This window comes from Rhodococcus sp. NPDC058521 (genome assembly GCF_042719695.1).
Lineage (GTDB): Bacteria > Actinomycetota > Actinomycetes > Mycobacteriales > Mycobacteriaceae > Rhodococcus_F.
Window position 1 is genome coordinate 122,223 of sequence record NZ_JBHXNL010000003.1, and the last position, 20,011, is coordinate 142,233.

15 protein-coding genes and 2 riboswitches are annotated in these 20,011 nt (G+C 64.1%); of the genes, 4 read left to right on the forward strand and 11 right to left on the reverse strand.

The features are described from left to right. Positions 1 to 4: 4 nt before the first annotated feature. Entirely contained in the window at positions 5 to 1,078 is a 1,074-nt protein-coding gene (locus tag ACFWO3_RS06980; RefSeq protein WP_378575320.1) for a 3-deoxy-7-phosphoheptulonate synthase, read from the reverse strand. Between the two features lie 312 nt (positions 1,079 to 1,390). After that, positions 1,391 to 1,588: riboswitch (cobalamin riboswitch) on the forward strand. A gap of 128 nt (positions 1,589 to 1,716) precedes the next feature. Between ACFWO3_RS06980 and metE the strand changes: the two genes are divergently transcribed. Continuing rightward, entirely contained in the window at positions 1,717 to 3,978 is a 2,262-nt protein-coding gene (gene metE, locus ACFWO3_RS06985; RefSeq protein WP_378575323.1) for a 5-methyltetrahydropteroyltriglutamate--homocysteine S-methyltransferase, read from the forward strand. 55 nt (positions 3,979 to 4,033) lie between these two features. On the opposite strand, the gene ACFWO3_RS06990 is transcribed toward metE, so the two are convergent. From ACFWO3_RS06990 to prpD, 3 genes are read right to left on the reverse strand one after another with little or no spacing between them, the layout of a single operon-like run. After that, positions 4,034 to 5,143 carry a bifunctional 2-methylcitrate synthase/citrate synthase gene (locus tag ACFWO3_RS06990; protein ID WP_378575326.1) on the reverse strand — a complete coding sequence of 370 codons (1,110 nt, stop codon included), beginning with the start codon at positions 5,141 to 5,143 and terminating at the stop codon, positions 4,034 to 4,036. After that, positions 5,140 to 6,069 carry a methylisocitrate lyase gene (prpB, locus tag ACFWO3_RS06995; RefSeq protein WP_378575329.1) on the reverse strand — a complete coding sequence of 310 codons (930 nt, stop codon included), beginning with the start codon at positions 6,067 to 6,069 and terminating at the stop codon, positions 5,140 to 5,142. Before prpB ends, ACFWO3_RS06990 begins: the two co-directional genes overlap by 4 nt. Next, positions 6,069 to 7,571, reverse strand: a complete 1,503-nt coding sequence (gene prpD, locus ACFWO3_RS07000) for a 2-methylcitrate dehydratase PrpD (RefSeq protein WP_378575332.1) — start codon at positions 7,569 to 7,571, stop codon at positions 6,069 to 6,071. Before prpD ends, prpB begins: the two co-directional genes overlap by 1 nt. A gap of 117 nt (positions 7,572 to 7,688) precedes the next feature. Between prpD and ACFWO3_RS07005 the strand changes: the two genes are divergently transcribed. Next, the gene (locus ACFWO3_RS07005) at positions 7,689 to 9,119 is read left to right on the forward strand and encodes a short-chain fatty acyl-CoA regulator family protein (RefSeq protein WP_378575334.1); all 1,431 of its coding nucleotides are present in this window, start codon (positions 7,689 to 7,691) and stop codon (positions 9,117 to 9,119) included. Between the two features lie 35 nt (positions 9,120 to 9,154). Here ACFWO3_RS07005 and ACFWO3_RS07010 read toward each other — a convergent pair whose 3' ends face one another. The 6 genes from ACFWO3_RS07010 to ACFWO3_RS07035 form a co-directional block, all read right to left on the reverse strand. Next, positions 9,155 to 11,575 (reverse strand): ATP-dependent Clp protease ATP-binding subunit, encoded by a 2,421-nt coding sequence (locus tag ACFWO3_RS07010; RefSeq protein WP_378575337.1) that lies wholly within the window; start codon positions 11,573 to 11,575, stop codon positions 9,155 to 9,157. 118 nt (positions 11,576 to 11,693) lie between these two features. Beyond that, the gene (locus tag ACFWO3_RS07015) at positions 11,694 to 13,304 is read right to left on the reverse strand and encodes an FAD-dependent monooxygenase (RefSeq protein WP_378575340.1); all 1,611 of its coding nucleotides are present in this window, start codon (positions 13,302 to 13,304) and stop codon (positions 11,694 to 11,696) included. A gap of 73 nt (positions 13,305 to 13,377) precedes the next feature. Beyond that, positions 13,378 to 14,802 carry a CitMHS family transporter gene (locus tag ACFWO3_RS07020; RefSeq protein ID WP_378575342.1) on the reverse strand — a complete coding sequence of 475 codons (1,425 nt, stop codon included), beginning with the start codon at positions 14,800 to 14,802 and terminating at the stop codon, positions 13,378 to 13,380. 133 nt (positions 14,803 to 14,935) lie between these two features. Then, entirely contained in the window at positions 14,936 to 16,219 is a 1,284-nt protein-coding gene (locus ACFWO3_RS07025; RefSeq protein WP_378575345.1) for an LLM class flavin-dependent oxidoreductase, read from the reverse strand. A gap of 1 nt (position 16,220) precedes the next feature. Continuing rightward, the gene (locus tag ACFWO3_RS07030) at positions 16,221 to 16,982 is read right to left on the reverse strand and encodes a 3-oxoacyl-ACP reductase (RefSeq protein WP_378575348.1); all 762 of its coding nucleotides are present in this window, start codon (positions 16,980 to 16,982) and stop codon (positions 16,221 to 16,223) included. Between the two features lie 53 nt (positions 16,983 to 17,035). Further along, positions 17,036 to 17,132: riboswitch (TPP riboswitch) on the reverse strand. A gap of 21 nt (positions 17,133 to 17,153) precedes the next feature. Continuing rightward, positions 17,154 to 18,134, reverse strand: a complete 981-nt coding sequence (locus ACFWO3_RS07035) for an LLM class F420-dependent oxidoreductase (RefSeq protein ID WP_378575350.1) — start codon at positions 18,132 to 18,134, stop codon at positions 17,154 to 17,156. A gap of 85 nt (positions 18,135 to 18,219) precedes the next feature. Here ACFWO3_RS07035 and ACFWO3_RS07040 point away from each other — a divergent pair, with 85 nt between their 5' ends. Further along, on the forward strand, positions 18,220 to 18,654 hold the full coding sequence (locus ACFWO3_RS07040; protein ID WP_378575353.1) for a MarR family winged helix-turn-helix transcriptional regulator: 435 nt from the start codon (positions 18,220 to 18,222) through the stop codon (positions 18,652 to 18,654). 34 nt (positions 18,655 to 18,688) lie between these two features. After that, entirely contained in the window at positions 18,689 to 19,111 is a 423-nt protein-coding gene (locus tag ACFWO3_RS07045) for an organic hydroperoxide resistance protein (protein ID WP_378575356.1), read from the forward strand. Between the two features lie 12 nt (positions 19,112 to 19,123). Here the strand turns inward: ACFWO3_RS07045 and ACFWO3_RS07050 are convergent, their stop codons facing one another. Further along, entirely contained in the window at positions 19,124 to 20,002 is an 879-nt protein-coding gene (locus ACFWO3_RS07050; RefSeq protein WP_378575360.1) for an oxidoreductase, read from the reverse strand. Positions 20,003 to 20,011 lie beyond the last annotated feature (9 nt).

Here is a 20,011-nt window from a genome sequence, read left to right on the forward strand (position 1 = left end):
CGCGTCACCGTCGCGCGGCCACCGCATTCGCCAGCCGATCCAGCTGGGCTGCCGTGGTTTCCCAGCCGAGGCAGGCATCGGTGATCGACTTGCCGTAGACCAGTTCGTCGGAACGGCCAAGCGCAAGGTCCTGCCTGCCGGCTTCGAGGAAGCTTTCCAGCATCACGCCGACGATTCTCTTCTCTCCGTTCGCGATCCGCTCACTCAGATCGGAGACCACGTCGATCTGCTTCTCGTGGTTCTTCGAACTGTTGCCGTGGCTGGCATCCACCACGACGCGTTCGGGCAAACCCGACTTGCGAAGTCGCGCAACCGTGTCTGCGACCGTTTCCGCATCGTAGTTCGGCCCCTGGCTGCCGCCCCGCAGAATCACGTGACAGTCGGGGTTTCCCACTGTCTTCACCAGAGCCGCATGACCGTCCAGATCGGTTCCGGGGAACACGTGGCTCGCACCTGCGGCGCGCGTGCCGTCGACCGCGACCTGCACGTCCCCTTCCGTGGAATTCTTGATCCCGACGGGCATCGACAGCGCGCTGCACAACTGCCTGTGCACTTGGCTCGCCGCCGTTCGCGCACCGATGGCCCCGTAGGAAACGAGGTCCGCGATGTACTGCGGCATGATCGGATCGAGGAATTCACACCCGACGGGTAGCCCGAGACGCGAAATGTCGAGAAGCAGCTTCCGGCCGATTCGCAGACCGCTGTCGATATCGAACGTCCCGTCCAGGTGGGGGTCGTTGAGCAGACCCTTCCACCCCAGCGTGGTGCGCGGCTTCTCGAAGTACACCCGCATGACGATCTGCAGGTCGGCGCGAAGTTCCTCTGCTTTGGACGCCAAACGGCGTGCGTAGTCCATCGCAGCGACGGGGTCGTGCACCGAGCACGGCCCGACCACGACCAGCAGGCGGTCGTCGTCCCCGTTCAGGATGTCGACGGTGTTGGCGCGGCCGGTGCGTACGGTCGCGGACGCTACGTCGTCGGGCCCGAGTTCGCCCCGAACCACGTTCGGGGGCACGAGCGGACTGAGCTGGACCGTTCGCTGATTGTCGAGATGGTGGTTGTCCAGAGTGACGGACATGATGTCGGTTTCCTGTTCCGACCGACCCTCGAAGCCTTCGAGGAACTCCGCGAGCCGGTCTGTGATCCGGCTCGTGGAGTGGGAGGTCAGCGCGTGGTTACACCGACCGACCCACCCGGGGCCGACCTGCTAAACCAGAAATACGTGCGCTGCATGCGGACCACAGTAGCGGCCGGTAAGCGTCCGCGCCACCGTGCGGTTGACGAGTGCATGGACTCGTCTGCCGCTCACAGAGGCACTGCGCCTATGCTTGGCACTGCAGCTGGTTCGCCCTGTGCGGTCGTGAGGAGCCCCGAAGACCACACTCGGCGTCGAAGCACGCGTCACTCCGGTGACTCGTGTGAGAGGGAATCCGGTGAGAATCCGGAACTGTCCCGCAGCGGTGAGCAGGAACGACCGCCGTCACCACGCACTGGGCGCAACCGCCTGGGAAGCGACGGCCACTAGGTCCGATGTCGTCACATCGGGAGCCTGCGAGTCCGAAGACCTGCCGACTGTGTCGGGCACGCCGTGCTCGACGGTTCACCGCCTCGTGGAATGGGCGCGTAGACCTCCGTGCGCTTGCAGCAATACCCAGGGCTCGAGAGGTGTACCCGCTTGCCGGTGGTGTCCGTACCGCTACGCAACTGGAGAATCTCGTGACACTTTCATTCACCGCGACCGTGCTGGGCTCCCCTCGCATCGGTCCGAATCGCGAACTCAAGAAGGCCGTCGAGAGCTACTGGTCGGGCAAGATCGACGCTGCCGGCCTCGAGTCCGTCGCCGCCGACCTCCGCACTCGGAACTGGACCGAGCTGCGCGACGCCGGCCTCGACTCGATCCCGGTCAACACGTTCTCGTACTACGACCACGTACTCGACACGGCTGCCATGCTCGGCGCGCTCCCCGACCGCGTCGCGGGCATCGACAACCCGCTCGACCGCTACTTTGCGGCCGCACGCGGAAACGACACCGTGACGCCCCTCGAGATGACCAAGTGGTTCGACACGAACTACCACTACCTCGTTCCCGAGATCTCGCCGTCCACCACCTTCTCCCTCGACCCGTCGAAGGTCCTCGCGGAACTCGAACAAGCACGTGCACTGGGCATTCCGGCGCGCCCGGTGATCGTCGGTCCGGTGACGTTCCTGCTGCTCTCGAAGTCCGTCGGATCGGATGCACCGCTCCTCGACCGTGTCGACGAACTGCTTCCGCTGTATTCCGAACTTCTCGCGCTCCTCGCCGCCAAGGGGGCCGAGTGGGTTCAGCTCGACGAGCCGGCACTCGTCGCCGACCGCACGGCCGAGGAAATCGCGGTCGCGTCACGGGTGTACGAATCGCTGTCCGGCCTGGAGAACCGTCCGGCTATCCTCGTCGCGTCGTACTTCGGCGGTCTCGGTGATGCTCTCCCCGCCCTGGTCGCCACCGGAATCGAAGGCCTGGCAGTCGATCTCGTCGCCGGCAACGACACGTTCGCTTCCGTTCCGGAGCTGTCACGCAAGCACATCGTCGCCGGGGTCGTCGATGGACGCAATATCTGGCGCACCGACCTCGAGAAGGCACTTGCGTCCGCGAGCACCCTTCTGGGTTCTGCCGGTTCCCTGGCGGTCTCGACGTCGTGCTCGCTCCTGCACGTTCCTTACACGCTCGATGCCGAGACCGGCATCGACAAGGCACTGCGCTCCTGGCTCGCGTTCGGAAGCGAGAAGGTACGCGAGGTAGTCGCTCTGGGAACGGCACTCACCGAGGGACGCGAGTCCGTCGAGGAAGAATTCGCACTCGCCCGCGCTGCCGCTTCGACTCGTGCGAGCGACCCGCGCCTGCACGACGCCGAGTTGCGGAGCCGTCTGGCCTCTATCGTCGAGTCCGATTCGGGACGCAGCCCGGCCGCGCAGCGCCGTGAGGCACAGGCGGCGCTGAACCTTCCACTGCTCCCCACCACGACGATCGGTTCGTACCCGCAGACCACACAGATCCGGGTGGCCCGCGCGGCCCTGCGCAAGGGTGAGATCGACCAGGAAGAGTACCTCTCGCGGATGCGCGCAGAGATCGCGGACGTTGTCGCGCTGCAGGAAAAGCTCGACATCGACGTGCTCGTGCACGGCGAGCCGGAGCGCAACGACATGGTGCAGTACTTCGCCGAGCAGCTGGACGGATTCTTCGCCACGGCGAACGGCTGGGTGCAGTCCTACGGAAGCCGCTGCGTACGGCCGCCGATCCTGTTCGGTGATGTGCGCCGCCCCAAGCCGATGACGACCGAGTGGATCACGTACGCGCAGACCCTCACGGAGCGGCCCGTCAAGGGGATGCTCACCGGTCCGGTCACCATTCTTGCGTGGTCCTTCGTGCGCGACGACCAGCCCTTGGCGGACTCCGCCAATCAGGTTGCTCTCGCGATTCGCGAGGAGACGGTGGATCTCCAGAATGCGGGCGTGAAGGTCGTTCAGGTGGACGAGCCCGCACTGCGCGAGCTACTGCCGCTGCGTAGCGCGGACCAGGCCGGATACCTCGACTGGTCGGTGGGATCGTTCCGGCTCGCGACATCGGGAGTAGCCGACGAGACACAGATCCACACCCACCTGTGCTACTCGGAATTCGGTGAGGTCATCGAGGCCATCGCCAAGTTGGACGCAGACGTGACCTCGATCGAGGCTGCGCGTTCGCACATGGAGGTTCTCGACGATCTCAACGCGGTGGGCTTCGACCTCGGTGTCGGGCCGGGTGTGTACGACATCCACTCCCCGCGTGTGCCTGGTGTCGACGAGATCGCTTCCTCGCTTCGGGAAGCACTGAAAGCCGTCCCTGTGGAACGGCTTTGGGTCAATCCTGACTGCGGCTTGAAGACTCGTGGTCCGGCGGAGGTCGAGGCGTCGCTTCGCAACCTCGTCGACGCCGCGAAGCTGGTTCGCGCCGAGCTGTAGGCCCCCGCCTGTGAGTGGTTAGCGAGTCCAGGAACTCGCTAACCACTCACGGGGGTCAGCGGGCCACGGCTCGCTGCTCCACCCCCGAATACTCGCTGAGCGGCCTGATCAGGGCGTTCGAAGCGCCCTGTTCGATGATGTGCGCCGTCCACCCCGTGATTCGTGCCATGACGAAGATCGGTGTGAACACCTCGATGTCGAAACCCATGAGGTAGTAGGCAGGGCCGGCCGGGAAGTCCAGATTCGGTTTGATACCCGTGGCGTCGAACATGGTTCGCTCGAGCTCGTCGTACATGTCGAGCCACTTCTGGCCGTCCGTCACAGCGGCGACGTCCTTCAGAGCGTCACGCATGGACGGAACCCGGGAGTCGCCGTCCTTGTAGACCCGGTGACCGAAACCCATCACCTTCTGCTTGTCGGCGATCTTGCCCCGCAACCACTCCGACGCCTTCGACGGGTCGTCGATTTCGAGCATCATGTGCATGACGGCTTCGTTCGCACCGCCGTGCAGTGGACCCTTCAGGGCACCGATGGCTGCGGTCACCGCACTGTAGATGTCGGACAGCGTCGACGTCACCACGCGGGCGGCGAATGTCGACGCGTTGAAACTGTGCTCCGCGTACAGAACGAGGGAGGTCTCGAACGCCTTCGCAATCCGCTTGTCCGGCACCGAGCCGAACGACATGTACAGGAAGTTCTCGGCGAAGCCCAGGTTCGGATCCGGGCTGACGGGGTTCAGGCCCCGCCGACCTCGAAGATCTGCCGCCACAACGGTGGGAAGAACCGCCATCATGCGCAGCGACTTCGCGAGATTGGCCTCCGCGCCGTTGTCGTCCTCTTCTGGATCCTCGGCACCCAGGTAGCTGATCGCGGTACGCACCACGTCCATCGGATGGCACGTGTCGGGAAGCTTCGCGAGCAACGACAGCAGCGACCGATCTGCCCGACGCTGAGCACGTTCTCGCTGGACGAATTCCTGCAACTGTCCTTCGTCGGGCAGCTCCCCGTGCCACAGCAGGTACGCAACCTCTTCGAACGAGCAGTGCGTCGCGAGGTCCTGCACGGGGTATCCCCGGTAGGTCAGGGTGTTGGTTTCGGGTACCACCTTGGAGATCGCAGTCGTATCGACGACGACACCCGTCAACCCCTTTCGAATGTCGGTCATGATTCCCCTTGGAGCTCGAAGTTGAATATCCCGGAATCGAATTCGTTGTAGTTCTCGTACTGCAGCAACTCGTACAGCCGACTGCGAGTCTGCATCCGGTCCACGACGCCCGCCTGGGTTCCGGTCTCCGCGATCTCACGCAATCCCTGTTCTGCGGCATACATTGCGAGACGCAGGGTCGACACCGGGTAGATCACGACGTTGTACCCGAGGTTCTCGAGCTGGCCCGCCGACAGCAGCTCGGACTTGCCGAACTCGGTCATGTTGGCCAGCAACGGAACCTGGACCCCGGCACGGAACTTCTCGAACTCGGAAGGATCGGCCAGGGCTTCGACGAAGATCATGTCCGCGCCGGCGTCGACGTAGGCGTTCGCGCGTGCGATCGCCGCATCCAGCCCCTCGATAGCGCGCGCATCGGTGCGTGCACAGATCACGAAATCCGGGTCCCTGCGCGCAGACACGGCAGCTCTGATCCGTTGGATCATGTCGCCGGCAGGTACGACCGCCTTGCCGTCGAGGTGCCCACAGCGCTTGGGGTTGACCTGGTCCTCGAGGTGACACCCTGCGAGACCGGCATCTTCGAGCACGGTGACGGTTCGGGCCGCGCTCATCGGCTCGCCGAATCCCGTATCCGCGTCGATCAGCGTGGGGACGTCGGTGGCTCGTGCGATCTGTTGCCCCCGTCCCGCAACCTCACTGAGAGTGGTGAGGCCGATGTCCGGGAGTCCGAGGTCCGCCGAGACGACGGCGCCGGAGACGTACACACCCTCGAAGCCGATCTCCTGCGCCAACATCGCAACGAGTGGCGAGAACGCCCCGGGCATCCGCTGAATCTTGCCCGACGCCAGGCCCGCTCGAAACGCTTTCCGCTTGTCCGAGGCAGACGTGGGCGCTGCGATCACCCTCGAAGTGCTCGCGGCGCTCATCAGAAGATCCCCTTCGCCACGGTGGGTGCCGCGGCCAGAACTTCGGCGGATACCGAGAAGGTGAGCTGGTCCAGTTCGCCGGCCTTCAATTCGGGGGTCCGCTGCGCGACGTCCAGGAAGCGGTCCTGCTCGGCGGGCGCGATGACGCCCTCTGCGAGGGTGCGGAACTTCGCGATGTACTGGTCGCGTGCGAACGGACGAGCTCCGAGCGGGTGTGCGTCGGCGACGGCGAGTTCGTCGGTGATGACTTCGCCGCTCTTCAAGGTGATTTCGGCGCGTGCGCCGAACGCCTTCTCGTCGGGGTCCGTCGAGTGGTAGCGCCGAGTCCACTCCGGATCCTCGGCGGTGGAGATCTTGTTCCACAGTTCGATCGTCTCGGTGCGATTGGCGCGCTCGGGAGCATACGAGCGTTCGTGATGCCAGTCGCCGTCCTCGAGCGCCACGGCGAAGATGTACATCACCGAGTGGTCGAGAGTCTCACGGCTGGCCGAGGGATCGAACTTCTGCGGATCGTTCGAGCCCGTGCCGATCACGTAGTGCGTGTGGTGGCTGGTGTGCAGGACGATCGACGCGATCTGGGACAGGTCGCCGACACGCTCGCGCATTCGGCGGGCGAGGTCGATCGGGGCCTGACTCTGGTACTCGGCGGAGTGCTCCTTGGTGTAGCTGTCGAGAATCGCACGCTTGGCCTCCCCTGGGCCTGGCAGCGGTACCGAGTATTCGGCATTGGGGCCACCGAGTAGCCAGGCGATCACACCGTCTTCGCCCTCCCAAATGGGTGACGGCGCGCCTTCACCGCGCATCGCCCGGTCGACGGCCTCGACAGCCATCTTCCCGGCGAACGCGGGAGCGTGTGCTTTCCAGCTGGAGATCTCGCCCTTGCGCGACTGGCGAGTGGCAGTCGTCGTGTGAAGCGCCTGACCGACCGCCTGGTAGATCGTTTCGTCGTCGAGACCAAGGAGCGTTCCGATTCCGGCAGCCGCCGACGGGCCGAGGTGGGCGACGTGATCGATCTTGTGCTCGTGCAGGGAGATGGCCCGCACCAGATCGATCTGGATCTCGTAACCCGTCGCGAGTCCGCGAATCAGGTCCGCGCCGCTACGACCGGCGTGCTGTGCCACAGCCAGAATCGGGGGAATGTTGTCGCCCGGATGCGAGTATTCCGCCGCCAGGAACGTGTCGTGGAAATCCAGTTCGCGGACGGCGACGCCGTTCGCCCATGCCGCCCACTCCGGCGAGACGCGATCGCTGACACCGAAAACTGTGGACCCGGGCTTGTACGGGTGAGCGAGGGCCTGCGCACGCGCACTCGATACCGGGCCACGGGTGATCGACGCGGCCGCGACGGCGGCGTTGTCGATGATGCGGTTGACGATCATGTCGGTGGTGTCGGAGGGAACCGGAACCGCATCTGTTGCAACTTCCGCAACCTTCCACGCGAGGTGGTCTTCGCGGGGAAACTCTTCGGCGGAGGGACGGGTACGTACTACGTGCTTCTTCATAATTCGCACGCTACACAGCGGAACATCGCTGCATAATGCCTCGCAAATGCCTATTTTTGTGGATCGCACTTCCCAATTTTGCAATAGTTGCGAACATCCGACGTTACGCTGAGTGGCGTGCGCAAGATGTATGCCGGAGCCCGACTGCGACGACTTCGGGAAGAGCGCCGCCTCACCCAAGTGGCACTTGCGAAGGCGCTCGGATTGTCGTCCAGCTACCTGAATCAGCTCGAGAACGACCAGCGGCCACTGACGGTCCCCGTCCTCCTCAAACTGAACGCCACGTTCGACCTCGACGTGCAGTTCTTCGCCGCCGACAGCGACGCACGATTGGTCTCGGATCTACACGACGTCCTCTCCGAGGCCAACGGCGAAGCACAACTGTCCGAGGTGGAAGAACTCGTGGCCCGAATGCCGTCGATCGGTCGCACACTGGTCACCTTGCACCGGCGCCTGCACGCCGCTGCGGATCAGCTCGATCAGTTCTCGGCGCACTTGTCCGGCGCGCCGACGGACTCACAGACTCCGATGCCCTACGAAGAGGTTCGTGACTTCTTCTACGACCGACGCAATCACATTCCGTCGCTCGATCAGGCCGCCGAGAATCTGTTTCGCAGCGAACGTATGCACATCGGGTCGATGGATCTGCAGCTGACTCGTCTGCTCGAAAGCAAGTTCGGCGTCAGCGTCCAGATCCTCAACGAGGACGTGGGAGCACTCGGACCGCACCGCCAGTACGACCCGGACCGCGCGGTGCTGAAACTCGCACGTCGACTACAACCGGGTCAACGGGCATTCCAGTTGGCCACGCAGTTGGCGTTCCTGCAACACGAAGACGAACTGGAGCGGCTCGTCGGCGAAGATACGTCGCTCACCGCGGAATCTCGAACTCTCGCCCGAATCGGCCTCGCGAACTACTTCGCCGGCGCACTGATTCTCCCGTACGAGATGTTTCTGGATTCGGCCGAGGAATTGCACTACGACATCGATCTGCTGGCGCAACGATTCGAGGTCGGCTTCGAGACCATCTGCCACCGACTCAGCACGCTGCAACGAAAAGGCCAGCGCGGAGTTCCCTTCTTCTTCGTCCGCACCGACCGCGCCGGAAACATTTCGAAAAGGCAGTCCGCCACGGCATTCCACTTCTCCCGGGCGGGTGGCAGTTGCCCGCTGTGGGTTGTTCACGAAGCGTTCGAACGGCCGGGACGGATTCTGCGCCAGGTGGCTCAGATGCCCGACGGCCGCAGCTACCTCTGGATCGCCAGGACCACCCAGAGCGGTGGTCACGGATACCGAGGGCCGCAGAAAAACTTTGCGATCGGACTCGGCTGCGACCTCGAATACGCAGAGCGCCTGGTCTATTCGAAAGGTCTGCAACTCGACGATCCCGATGCGGCCATTCCGATCGGGGCCGGCTGCAAGGTGTGTGACCGACCTGCCTGCCCACAACGCGCTTTCCCCCAGTTGGGGCGTCCGATCCTGGTCAACGAGCGCAACAGTAGACACCTCCCCTACCCACAGGTCCCCGAAACCCCTGTGAGTGGTTGACGAGTCCAGAGACTCGTCAACCACTCACGGGCGCGTCAGCGCACTATAAGGTCGAGTTCGTCGTCCGCGACGCCGACCTGAACGCGCCCGCCTTCGAGCAACACGTCGTCGAGAATCAGATCCGCGATCCGGTCGTCGACGGCACGCTGGATGGACCGACGCAACGGACGAGCACCGAACTCGGGCTGATGCCCATGCTCTGCGATCCAGTCCACCGCATCGTCGCTGAAGGTGATCTCGATGCCCTTCGACTCGAGCCGCTTTCGGCTGTCCTCCAACAGGAGATCGGTGATCCGGTGCAACTGCTGATCGTCGAGCTTGCGGAAGATCACGATCTCGTCGATACGGTTCAGGAACTCGGGCCGCATCGACTCCCGCAGCCGCGCCATCACGCGATCACGCAGTGGCTTCTCCGCAGCCTCGGCGTTGCCGGTCACGAAGCCCAGACCACCCGATTTGCTCGAGATGATGTCCGACCCCAGGTTGCTGGTCATGATCAGAACGGTGTTCTTGAAGTCCACCGTCCGACCCTGGCCGTCCGTGAGTCGTCCGTCGTCGAGCACCTGCAGCAACGTGTTGAACACGTCCGGGTGCGCCTTCTCGATCTCGTCGAGAAGAATCACCGAGTACGGGTTGCGCCGCACCTGCTCGGTGAGCTGTCCCGCTTCGCCGTATCCGACGTAGCCGGGAGGTGCACCGACGAGGCGGCTCACCGTGTGGCGTTCGCCGAACTCGCTCATGTCGAGTCGCAGCATTTTTCTCTCGTCACCGAAGAGGCTCGCGGCCAATGCCTTTGCCAACTCCGTCTTGCCGACACCCGTCGGCCCGAGGAACAGGAAGCTGCCGACGGGGCGGTCGGGGTCACTCATGCCCGTCCGACTCCGACGCACTGCCTGCGCGATGGCACGAACCGCATCGTCCTGGCCGACGACCCGCTGGTGCAGTTCGTCTTCCAGACGGCGCAGCCGTTCCTTCTCGGCCTCCGTCATTCGGCTGGCCGGGATGCCCGTGGCACGGGAAACGACCTCGGCGATGTGCTCGGCGGTGACCTCCGGCGTGCCGGCGGCCTGATCCGGAGCACCGTCGATACGTGCCGTCACGGCGTTGATTTCGTCCCGCAGCCCGGATGCACGTTCGTAGTCCTCGTCCGCGACCGCCTTTTCCTTGTCCTGTTCGAGCTCGACGATCCGATTACGCAGATCTTCCTTGTCGACGCCCGGGGTGCGTAGCGCCAACCGTGCTCCTGCCTGGTCGACGAGGTCGATTGCCTTGTCCGGCAGGAATCGGTCACCTATGTAGCGCGCAGACAGTTCCACTGCGGCCGTGATCGATTCGTCCGTGTAGTGCACTCCGTGGTGCTCGGCGTAGCGGTCCCGCAGTCCGTTCAAGATGGTGACGGCGTCCTCGATGCTCGGCTCGTCGACCGTGACCGGCTGGAACCGTCGCTCGAGGGCGGCGTCCTTCTCGATGTGCTTGCGGTATTCGTCGAGCGTCGTCGCACCGACGACGTGCAGTTCGCCGCGCGCCAGCTTGGGCTTCAGGATGTTTCCGGCATCCATCGCTCCCTCCGCGCCACCGCCTGCACCGGCGATGGTGTGGATCTCGTCGATGAACACGATGGTTTCTTCTGCGTGCTCGGTGATCTCGTCGATCACCGAGTTGAGGCGCTCCTCGAAGTCACCCCGGTATCGAGCGCCCGCCACCATGCTCGAGAGATCGAGCTGGACCACACGCTTCCCGATGAGCCGCTCGGGGACGTCGCCGTCCACGATGCGCTGAGCAAGGCCCTCGACGACCGCGGTCTTGCCGACACCCGCCTCACCGACCAGAACGGGGTTGTTCTTGGTACGCCGAGAGAGGATCTCGATGGTCTGTTCGATTTCGTCGGACCGGCCGATCACCGGGTCCACGCCACCGTCACGTGCACGGGCGGTCAGGTCGAAGCCGTACTTGTCCAGGTTCGGCGTATTCGACTCGGAGGACTCGTCCACGGTCCCGCCCTGCACTGCGGTCTGCAGGCGCTCGGGGGTGATTCCCTGGGATGCGAGGAGTCGTCCTGCCGCGTGGTCACTGTCCGCCGCCATTGCGAGGAACAGGTGTTCCGGGTCGATGTACGTGGACCCGAGAGCCCTGGCGAGCTGGTGCGCTTCGAGCAGCGCCGTCTTGACTGCACTGCTGAGGGTGGGTGTTGCGAAACCGGAGGAGTCGCGTCCTTGTGGGAGGCGAAGCTCGACCGCTTCGGCAACCGCCGACCCGTCGGCGCCCGCGCGCTCCATCAGCGACTTCACGGGTTCTTGTTCTGCCATGACGCGCAGAACGTGCAGAGCATCGAGGTCGGAGTCACCGCGGCCGGCAGCGAAGCGTGCTGCGGCTCCCATGACTTCCTGGGTTCCTCGGCTCATGAGCCGACTGATGTCGATACGACCGGGGCCCTCGGGCCCGAAGAATGCTGGCATTCCGAAGCCTCCTCCTGAAGGTTGAGCGTTACTGACTCAACTAACGTGCCAATGTAGCGATCAATTCCCGGAGGTCGAAGATAGAGCCGGATCCAGAGGGGAAGGGCCTCACCTGCAGTCAGCGAAAGGTGGCTTTCAGGTATTCCGCCAGTGCGTCACCATCAGGTTTTCCGCAACGAAAGCCCAGGTAGCCGTCAGGTCGCACCACATATGTCGACTGTTCGGTGGCGCCGTAACCGGCGGCGAATTCGCCATCTGTGTCTCGCACCACAGGCAGGACGGTGCTCACCACATCCGTCTCGGGCGCCACGACCAGATAGACGGAAAGACGCCCGTGAGCGAGGCCCCGCGCGGTCGCAGCAAGCTTCTCCACACGATCGATCGCGTCCAGGTCGACGGACGCACGAGCATAGACAAGGAGCGTGTGACCCAACCGGTCCAGCAAGGAGAACAACCGCAACGAGAACGCGACGCCTTCGCGAGTGAGGCCACGAGCGTCCGGAGCGCGCGATCCCGGGCCGACGGGATGCGCTTCTCCCGCGACTATCGGGCTCTGCGAGTAGTCGATGAGCAACTGGGCCTGCCGCAGCATTGTCTGCCGCGGGTCGGACTCACCGGCGCCGATGCCCTCGCGTGCGCTGCGGACGGTACGGCCGACGACGTCCTCTCCGACCGGCCGACGTTCGGCATCGTAGGTGCCGAGAAGTGACGGCGACGCGTCACCGGCGATCGACAAGGCGATCTTCCACGCGAGATTGTGCGCGTCCTGGATGCCGGTGTTCATGCCCTGCGCGCCGGTCGGGGGGTGGATGTGCGCGGCATCGCCCGCCACGAACACTCTCCCCAGGCCGTACGAGTCGACGATCCGGTGGCTGATCTTGAACACGGAGGACCAACGCATGTTCGACGCCGTCGTGGGTTCGGGAGACAGCTGATCGAGTACCGCCTGAATGTGGTGCAGTTGCGGTACACGCTCGCCTTCGAATCCGTGTTCCACGCCGTCGGCCGAACCGACCCCTTCGGTGGAGAGTTCGTCGGGCACCAGCATCGACATGCGGTATCTGCCCCGGCCCGGCAGCGGTATGCACACCAGCACGTCGTCCGTCTGCCCATCGGTGACGTGCATCGACCGAATGGCGTAGCCGTGCGGCTGATTCCAATCGACCGCCACGTCACCGAGCATGTACTGCTCGGTGAACGCAGCGCCCTCGAACGTGAGTCCCAACTTCTTGCGGACCACACTGTGGGCTCCGTCGCAGCCCATTAGGTACTGCGCGCGTACCGACTCCGTTCCGCGTCCTCCTTCGAGAGTGGCCTCGACTCCGTCGTCGTTCTCCGCGAACGACGTCAGACGCACTCCCCTTTCGACGAACGTTCCGAGTTCGGCCAGGTGCTCGGTGAGAATCCGCTCGGTGGCGTACTGAGGTAGTCCGACGAACCCGAACGGAATCTCGTCGGGCAGTTCCAGGTCGAAACGCGCCACCTCGGATCCGTTCACGTAAACGATCTGGCCCAGCATCGGGACGATTGCGTCGAGGAACCGACCGAGAACACCCATACCCTCGAACACTTCGAGAGTCCGAGGCTGAACGCCCACCGCCTTGGCGTACTGCGGCGGCGCGTCGAGCGCGTCCACGATCCGGCAGGAGACGCCGCGCCTACACAATTCGATCGCAGCGGTGAGACCCACCGGACCGGATCCGACAACCAACACCTCGGGATTGGACACTGCGCACCGCCTGGCAGTTCGAGACCGTTCTTCTCAGTATGCGCTCCGCGCGTCTCGAGAGAGCCGTGAATCATCAGAAGGGAATCTGCCCCATCAATACCCCGGTGACCAGCATGGACAGTGACACCAGTGCCGCGCGCCACAGCACCTTCCTGTGATGGTCCGCAAGCGAAACCCCGGCGAGCGTGACGAGCAGCAGGATCGCGGGAACCAGAGGGCTCTGCATGTGAAAGGTCTGACCCGTGATCGAGGCTCGGGCCATCTCCGCAGGACCGATCCCGTACGTCGAGGCGGTTTCGGCTAGCACAGGCATGATTCCGAAATAGAAGGCGTCGTTGCTCATGAAAAAGGTGAAAGGCAGGCTCAGCACGCCGATGATGACAGCCAGGTGCGGTCCCATCGACGGCGGGACGACCTCGAGCAGCCACTGCGCCATCGCCTCGACCATGCCGGTCCCCTGGAACACGCCGGTGAGCACCGCAGCGGCGAACACCATCGCAACCACCGAGACGATACTCGACGAATGCCGGGTGATCGCTTCTTGCTGCTCCTGAACTCGCGGAAAGTTGGCGACGAGTGCAATCGCGGCAGCTCCCATGAACAGGACCGGAATCGGCAGCACGTCCATCACGAGAACAACCAGAAGCGCTGCGGTCAATACACCGTTGAACCACAAGAGTTTCGGACGAAGCGTCGCACGCTCGGGATCGAGGCCCTCGACGAAACTGCTGCTACCGCCAGCAGATTTGGGTAGCTCCCCGGTCCCGGAACCACCCGAACCGCTTCCGCCCGAGCTGCTTCCACCCGAGTTGCTTCCACCCGAGCTGCTTCCGCCCGCACCGACCCCGGCCCGGACCAGCAACGGCTGCGCATCCAGTACCAACTTGCCCACCCGACGCCGCTCGACGACACCCAGATGCACCGAGAAGAGCATCACCACCACGAGGCCCACGATCAACGACGGCACCATCGGTACGAACACCTCGGACGGCGAAATATCCAGTGCTGCAGCAGCACGCACGGTCGGCCCACCCCACGGAATGATGTTCATCGCGCCGTTCGCGAGTCCTGCAACCACGGTGAGCACGACCGGGCTCACGCCCAACTCGAGATAGAGGGGCAGCAGCGCCGAGGTGACGATGATGAACGTGGTGGACCCGTCACCGTCGAGCGACACGACCATGGCCAACACGGCGGTACCGACGACGAGCCGCATCGGGTCGTCTCGGACCAGGCGCAGAATGAGCTTCACCAGCGGGTCGAACAGACCCACGTCGATCATGATTCCGAAGAAGATGATCGCGAAGAACAGCAGCGCCGCCGTGGGGGCCAGTGCCTTCATGCCATCGGTGATCATGTCGCCGATGCCAAGTCCTGCACCCGCCGCGATGCCGAAGGCCACCGGAACGGTGATCAAGCCGACGACGGGCGTGGCCCGCTTCGACATGATCAGATACATGAACACGGCGACCATCAGAAAGCCGAGCACCACCAACATTTTCCAACTCCTCGTCAGACCGGTCGTGGACCGCGACTGTGACCGCGGTAACACTCAGAGTCGGTGAGGGCGTGCGCCAAGTCACTCTTACGGACGTAGTGGAGGTTGTGTTGTTTGTGTCAGCTGCTCGACGTCAGGTGCTCAGATGCTCGCGCAGGGTGGTCGTCTCGTAGGCCGTGCGAAAGGACCCGCGCCGCTGAAGCACCGGTATCACCTGGTCGACGAAGTCGTCGAGGCCGTGCGGGTACAGCGGCGGCATCAGGTTGAACCCGTCCGCCGCACCGCTACCGAACCAGTCCTCTATCTCGTCTGCAATCGACTCGGGCGTGCCGATCATCGTGGCGTGCCCGCCGCCGGCAGCGAGCGTCCCAAGCAATTCCCGAACCGTCGGCTCGTCCTTCCGAATGATCCGAAGAATGGTGTCGTAGCGTCCGTGCGGACCCGTGAACTCGGCCAGCGGTGGCAGCGCAGGCACGGGTGCGTCCAGATTCCATTCGAAACAGTCCTGCTGAACGAACGTCGACAACTGCCGCAACGACTGCTCCACCGGCAACAGTGCGTCGAGTTCCGCCTTCTTGCGGCGGGCCTCGTCCATCGTGGACCCGACGTAGGTGACCAGACCCGGCATGATCGTCACACCGACCGGATCACGGCCCTCACGACGCACACGCTCCTTCACATCCCAGTAGTACGAATGCGCCGACTCTCGGTCGTAGGCAACCGCATAGATCCCTTCGGCGCGCTGTACCGCAAGAGCCCGCCCCTGTTCCGAAGCACCTGCCTGGAACAGGACCGGCATGCCTTGCGGCGCGCGCGGCACGTTCAGTGGTCCGTCGACGAGAAAGTTCTTCCCTCGATGATCGATGGCGTGCACCTTGTCCGGATCGGCGAAGAGTCCGCGGCGATCCGCCACGATTGCGCCGTCTTCCCACGAATCCCACAGTGCCAAAGCAACATCGACGAACTCTTCCGCCCGCTCGTAGCGTTCCGCATGTGGCGGCATCGCTTCCAGACCGTGATTGCGGGCTTCGGCGTCGAACATCGACGTCACCACGTTCCAGCCCACCCGTCCGCCACTGATGTGATCGAGCGAGGCCAACATGCGGGCCGCATGGAACGGTGTGTAGAACGTGCTCGACACCGTTGCCACCAAACCGACCTTCTCTGTCGCCCGAGCCACCGCCGACAGCGCCGTGAGGGGCTCGAGAAACCACACCCCGCCACCCGCAGGATCGCGGACCGAGTGTCCGTCGGCGAAGAACACCGCGTCGAGACAACCACGTTCGGCAGTGCGGGCCAGATCTTCGTAGTAGGAGATGTCCGCGAGCCGCTCCACCTCGGACTCCGGGTGGCGCCACGCAGCACCGTGGTGACCACATCCGAACAGGAAAGCGTTGAAGTGCAGTCGCCTGGTCATGTCAGTCCTTCACCAAGCCGCCGTCGACGACGAGGTTCTGGCCCGTCACGGACCTCGCCCACGGGGAGGCGAAGAACAGGACCGCATCCGCGAACTCGTCCGGGGTCGTCACCCGCCGCAACGGGGTGCTCGATGCGATGAGATCGAAGACTTCCTCGGGTGTTGCCGCGCTGGCATCGGTCGTGCGCAGCAGCCCGCCCGAAACCATGTTGACCGTGATGTTGTCCGGCCCCAGGTCCGCAGCCAGGGTCCGCGTCAGTGACAGCGCGGCCGCCTTCGCCGCCGTGTAATCGTGGTACGGAACCACCGGATTCTGAAAGAGGTTGGTCCCCACGTTCACGATGCGGCCGAACCCGGCTGCATGCATCCCCGCGAGCGCAGCCTGTGTTGTGTGGAGCGCAGCTTTCACACTGCCGCGTAGCTGCGTGTCGAATGCATCCCAACCGATGACATCGGCTTTGGCTCGCGCGTCACCGTCGAACGAGAAGTCGACCAACGCGTTGTTGACCACGGTGGTGACCGGGCCACCGAAGTGCTTCTCGGCGGCGGCGAACAATCCGGCCACCTGCTCCGCATCCGTCACGTCCGCCTGGACTGCGACCGCGCGGTTCCCGAACTCGGCTGCAAATGCCTCGGCCGATTCCCGGCTGCGACGGTAGTTCACGACCACCCGGGCGCCCTCACGACCGAAAGCGCGGGCCACGGCCGAGCCGAGTCCCCGCCCCCCGCCGGTGACCAATACTGTCTGCTCGTCGAGTTGCATCTCTGTCCTTCTGTTCGGTCAGCGAAACGAAACCGCAGAAGTGAAATGCGTACGCCGCACCACCGCGACATCCCTTCGCTGGTATCAGCCAGATCAGGTTCGACGGGTGTGTTCTCAGCCGCAGGAAGGACGGCACCCCGTGTCACTCCCGACAGTATGCACGAACAGGGGTCAGGCAACGAGGGGCTTGACGGTACGACCTGCCAGTCCCACGATGCCCGGCTCGTGTCCGTTGACGACCAGGTTGAGGACGATTCCGTCGATGCCCTTGTCCAGCACCCGCGTCTGCAATTGCTCGGCCACTTCGTCGGGCGCACCACAGAACTGACGATCGGTTGCCGCTGCCCGCTCCTCTTCGGATGCGGTGGACAGGTCGACACCCTGACGAAGGAGGTACTCCCGCTGCAGCCGCCTTGCCCTGTCGCCGTCCTCGTCGATGATGACGAAGGCCAGGTAGCTCGTTTCGAGAGCGGAGCGATCGCGGTTCGCCTCCGAGCACCGTGCGTCCAGCGCATCGAGCTTTCTCGTCAGTTCGCTCGTATTGCAGATGATGTTGAGGTGATCGGCGAAACGCGCGGCGAGAGCGAACGTCTTCTTCTCGCCGCCACCGCCGAGCATGATCGGTAGGTTGTCACGGAAACGCGGCTCGTTGATGGCGTTCTCGACGTGATACCACTTTCCGTCGAAGGTCGGCCGCTCGCCGTGCAGCATCGGCGCAATGATCTGCAGTGCTTCGTCGAGCCGCTCGAACCTGTCGGTGAACGTTCCGAACTCGTACCCGAACTGCTGGTGCTCGAGTTCGTACCAGCCGGCGCCGATACCCAGGATCGCGCGACCGCCACTCGCGACATCGAGCGTGGACACCGTCTTCGCCAGCATCGGCGGATTGCGGTAGGTGTTTCCGGTGACCAGAGCCGACAACTGGATCTTCTCGGTCGCCGTCGCCAACGCGCCGAGAGCCGTGTACGCCTCGAGCATCGGTTCTTCCGGGGCGCCCAGACCGGGTAGTTGGTAGAAGTGGTCCATCACGAAAGCTGTGTCGAATCCCGCGGATTCGGCCTCCCGGGCTTGCGCGATGACGGTCGGGAACAGGTCCGCGACCGAGTTGGAGTAACTGAAGTTCGGCATTTGGTATCCAAGGCGAATCGTCACTGCGTCGACGGTACGCCGCGCAATCCGGTCACGCTCGACACAATATTGATTGTGCACAATTCAATTGTGCACTACCATCGTGGGTGTGGGCAACGAACTCGAACTCGACCGGCAAGTATGCTTCGCCCTCTATTCGGCGTCCCGGGCCACCACGGGCACCTACCGGGCGATGCTCGACCGTCTCGGCGTCACCTACCCTCAGTACCTCGTGTTGCTCGTCCTCTGGGAGGAGGACGGAATCGGAGTCCGAGACATCGGAGGCCGTCTCCACCTCGACAGCGGAACGTTGTCGCCGCTTCTCAAACGCCTGGAATCGCTCGAACTCGTCGAACGTAGACGCGTCGGCTCGGACGAACGGCGCGTCCACATCCACCTCACGAAGTCCGGTTCGGAACTTCGCGAGCGCGCCACCGACATCCCGGCTGCCATTGCCGAGGCAACCGGCCTGTCGAGTAGCGAAATGACCTTTCTTCGTGACGTTCTGAACCGCGTCACCGCATCCCTGCGCGATGCACACTGACCCCGGTACCACCCAACCGAAAGGGATGAAAACCATGCACGTCCTTTACACCGCCGAAGCTCTCGCGACCGGAGAAGGCCGCAACGGACACACCCGGACCACCGATGGTCGAGTCGATCTGGACCTGGCCATTCCCACCGAGATGGGTGGCAGCGGCAACGGCGCGAACCCCGAACAGCTCTTTGCAGCCGGCTATGCAGCGTGTTTCCACTCCGCTCTGCAGTTGGTCGGCCGCCAGGACAAGGCCGACATCTCCGATTCCTCGGTTGGGGCGCGAGTCGGCATCGGCTCGATCGACGGCGGCGGCTTCGGCCTCACCGTCACGCTCGAGGTCTCGCTCCCGCACCTCCCCCACGACGAAGCTCTCGCCCTGACCGAGAAGGCCCACCAGGTGTGCCCCTACTCGAACGCGACGAGGGGCAACATCGAGGTCGCCTTGGAAGTCACCGACGACTGACCGACGCCTCCCTCAGACGAATCGGTAGGTGACCCCGGTGAGCTCCTCCGGCAGGTCCCACAGTGTCGCGGCCAGGGCCTCGTCCCGGGACTTGCCGTTGGAGCTCACCTGCCTGGGGTACCCGTGCTGCTCGAACAGACCGTCCGGACCGTAATAGGCGCCGCCGATCACCTTCGGTTGCGTCGCGGCGTACAGCATCGGAAGGGCACCCATTTCCGCGGACTGCGCGAGTAAGTCTCCACCCAGTTTCATCAACCGATCCTGGAACGACTCGGTTCGTCCCTGCAGGTTGGTCGATGCGTATCCCGGGTGCGCGGCCACTGCGCGAACGCCCGCGCGCGCGGCGGCGAGTCGACGCTGCAATTCGTAGGTGAACAGCAGATTGGCAAGCTTCGACTGCCCGTAGGCGGGCCAGCGACGGTACTTGCGGCGCTGATAGTTCGGATCCTTCGGATCGATCGCGCCCACCTGATGCAACGCGCTCGACATGGTGGCCACCCGGTCGGTCACCTTATCGAGCAGCAACCCGGTCAAAGCGAAATGTCCGAGGTGGTTGGTACCGAACTGCATCTCGAACCCGTCGGCTGTGCGGCGCAACGGAAGTGCCATGACACCGGCATTGTTGATCAGCACATCCACCGAATCGATTCCGGCAGCGAACTCCCGCACGGACGCCAAGTCCGCAAGGTCGAGTTCGCGGACCTCCGCATTGGCGCCGATCTCCGACGCCACGGCCCGCCCTTTGTCCACGTTCCGGCAGGCGAGCACGACGTGCGCCCCCGCCGCGCCCAGAGCACGCGCTGCAACTTCACCCAGACCACTGTTTGCACCGGTGACGACGAAGGTGCGGCCGTGCTGGTCTTCGATGTCCTGTGCTGTCCACTTGGTCATGGAACGAGC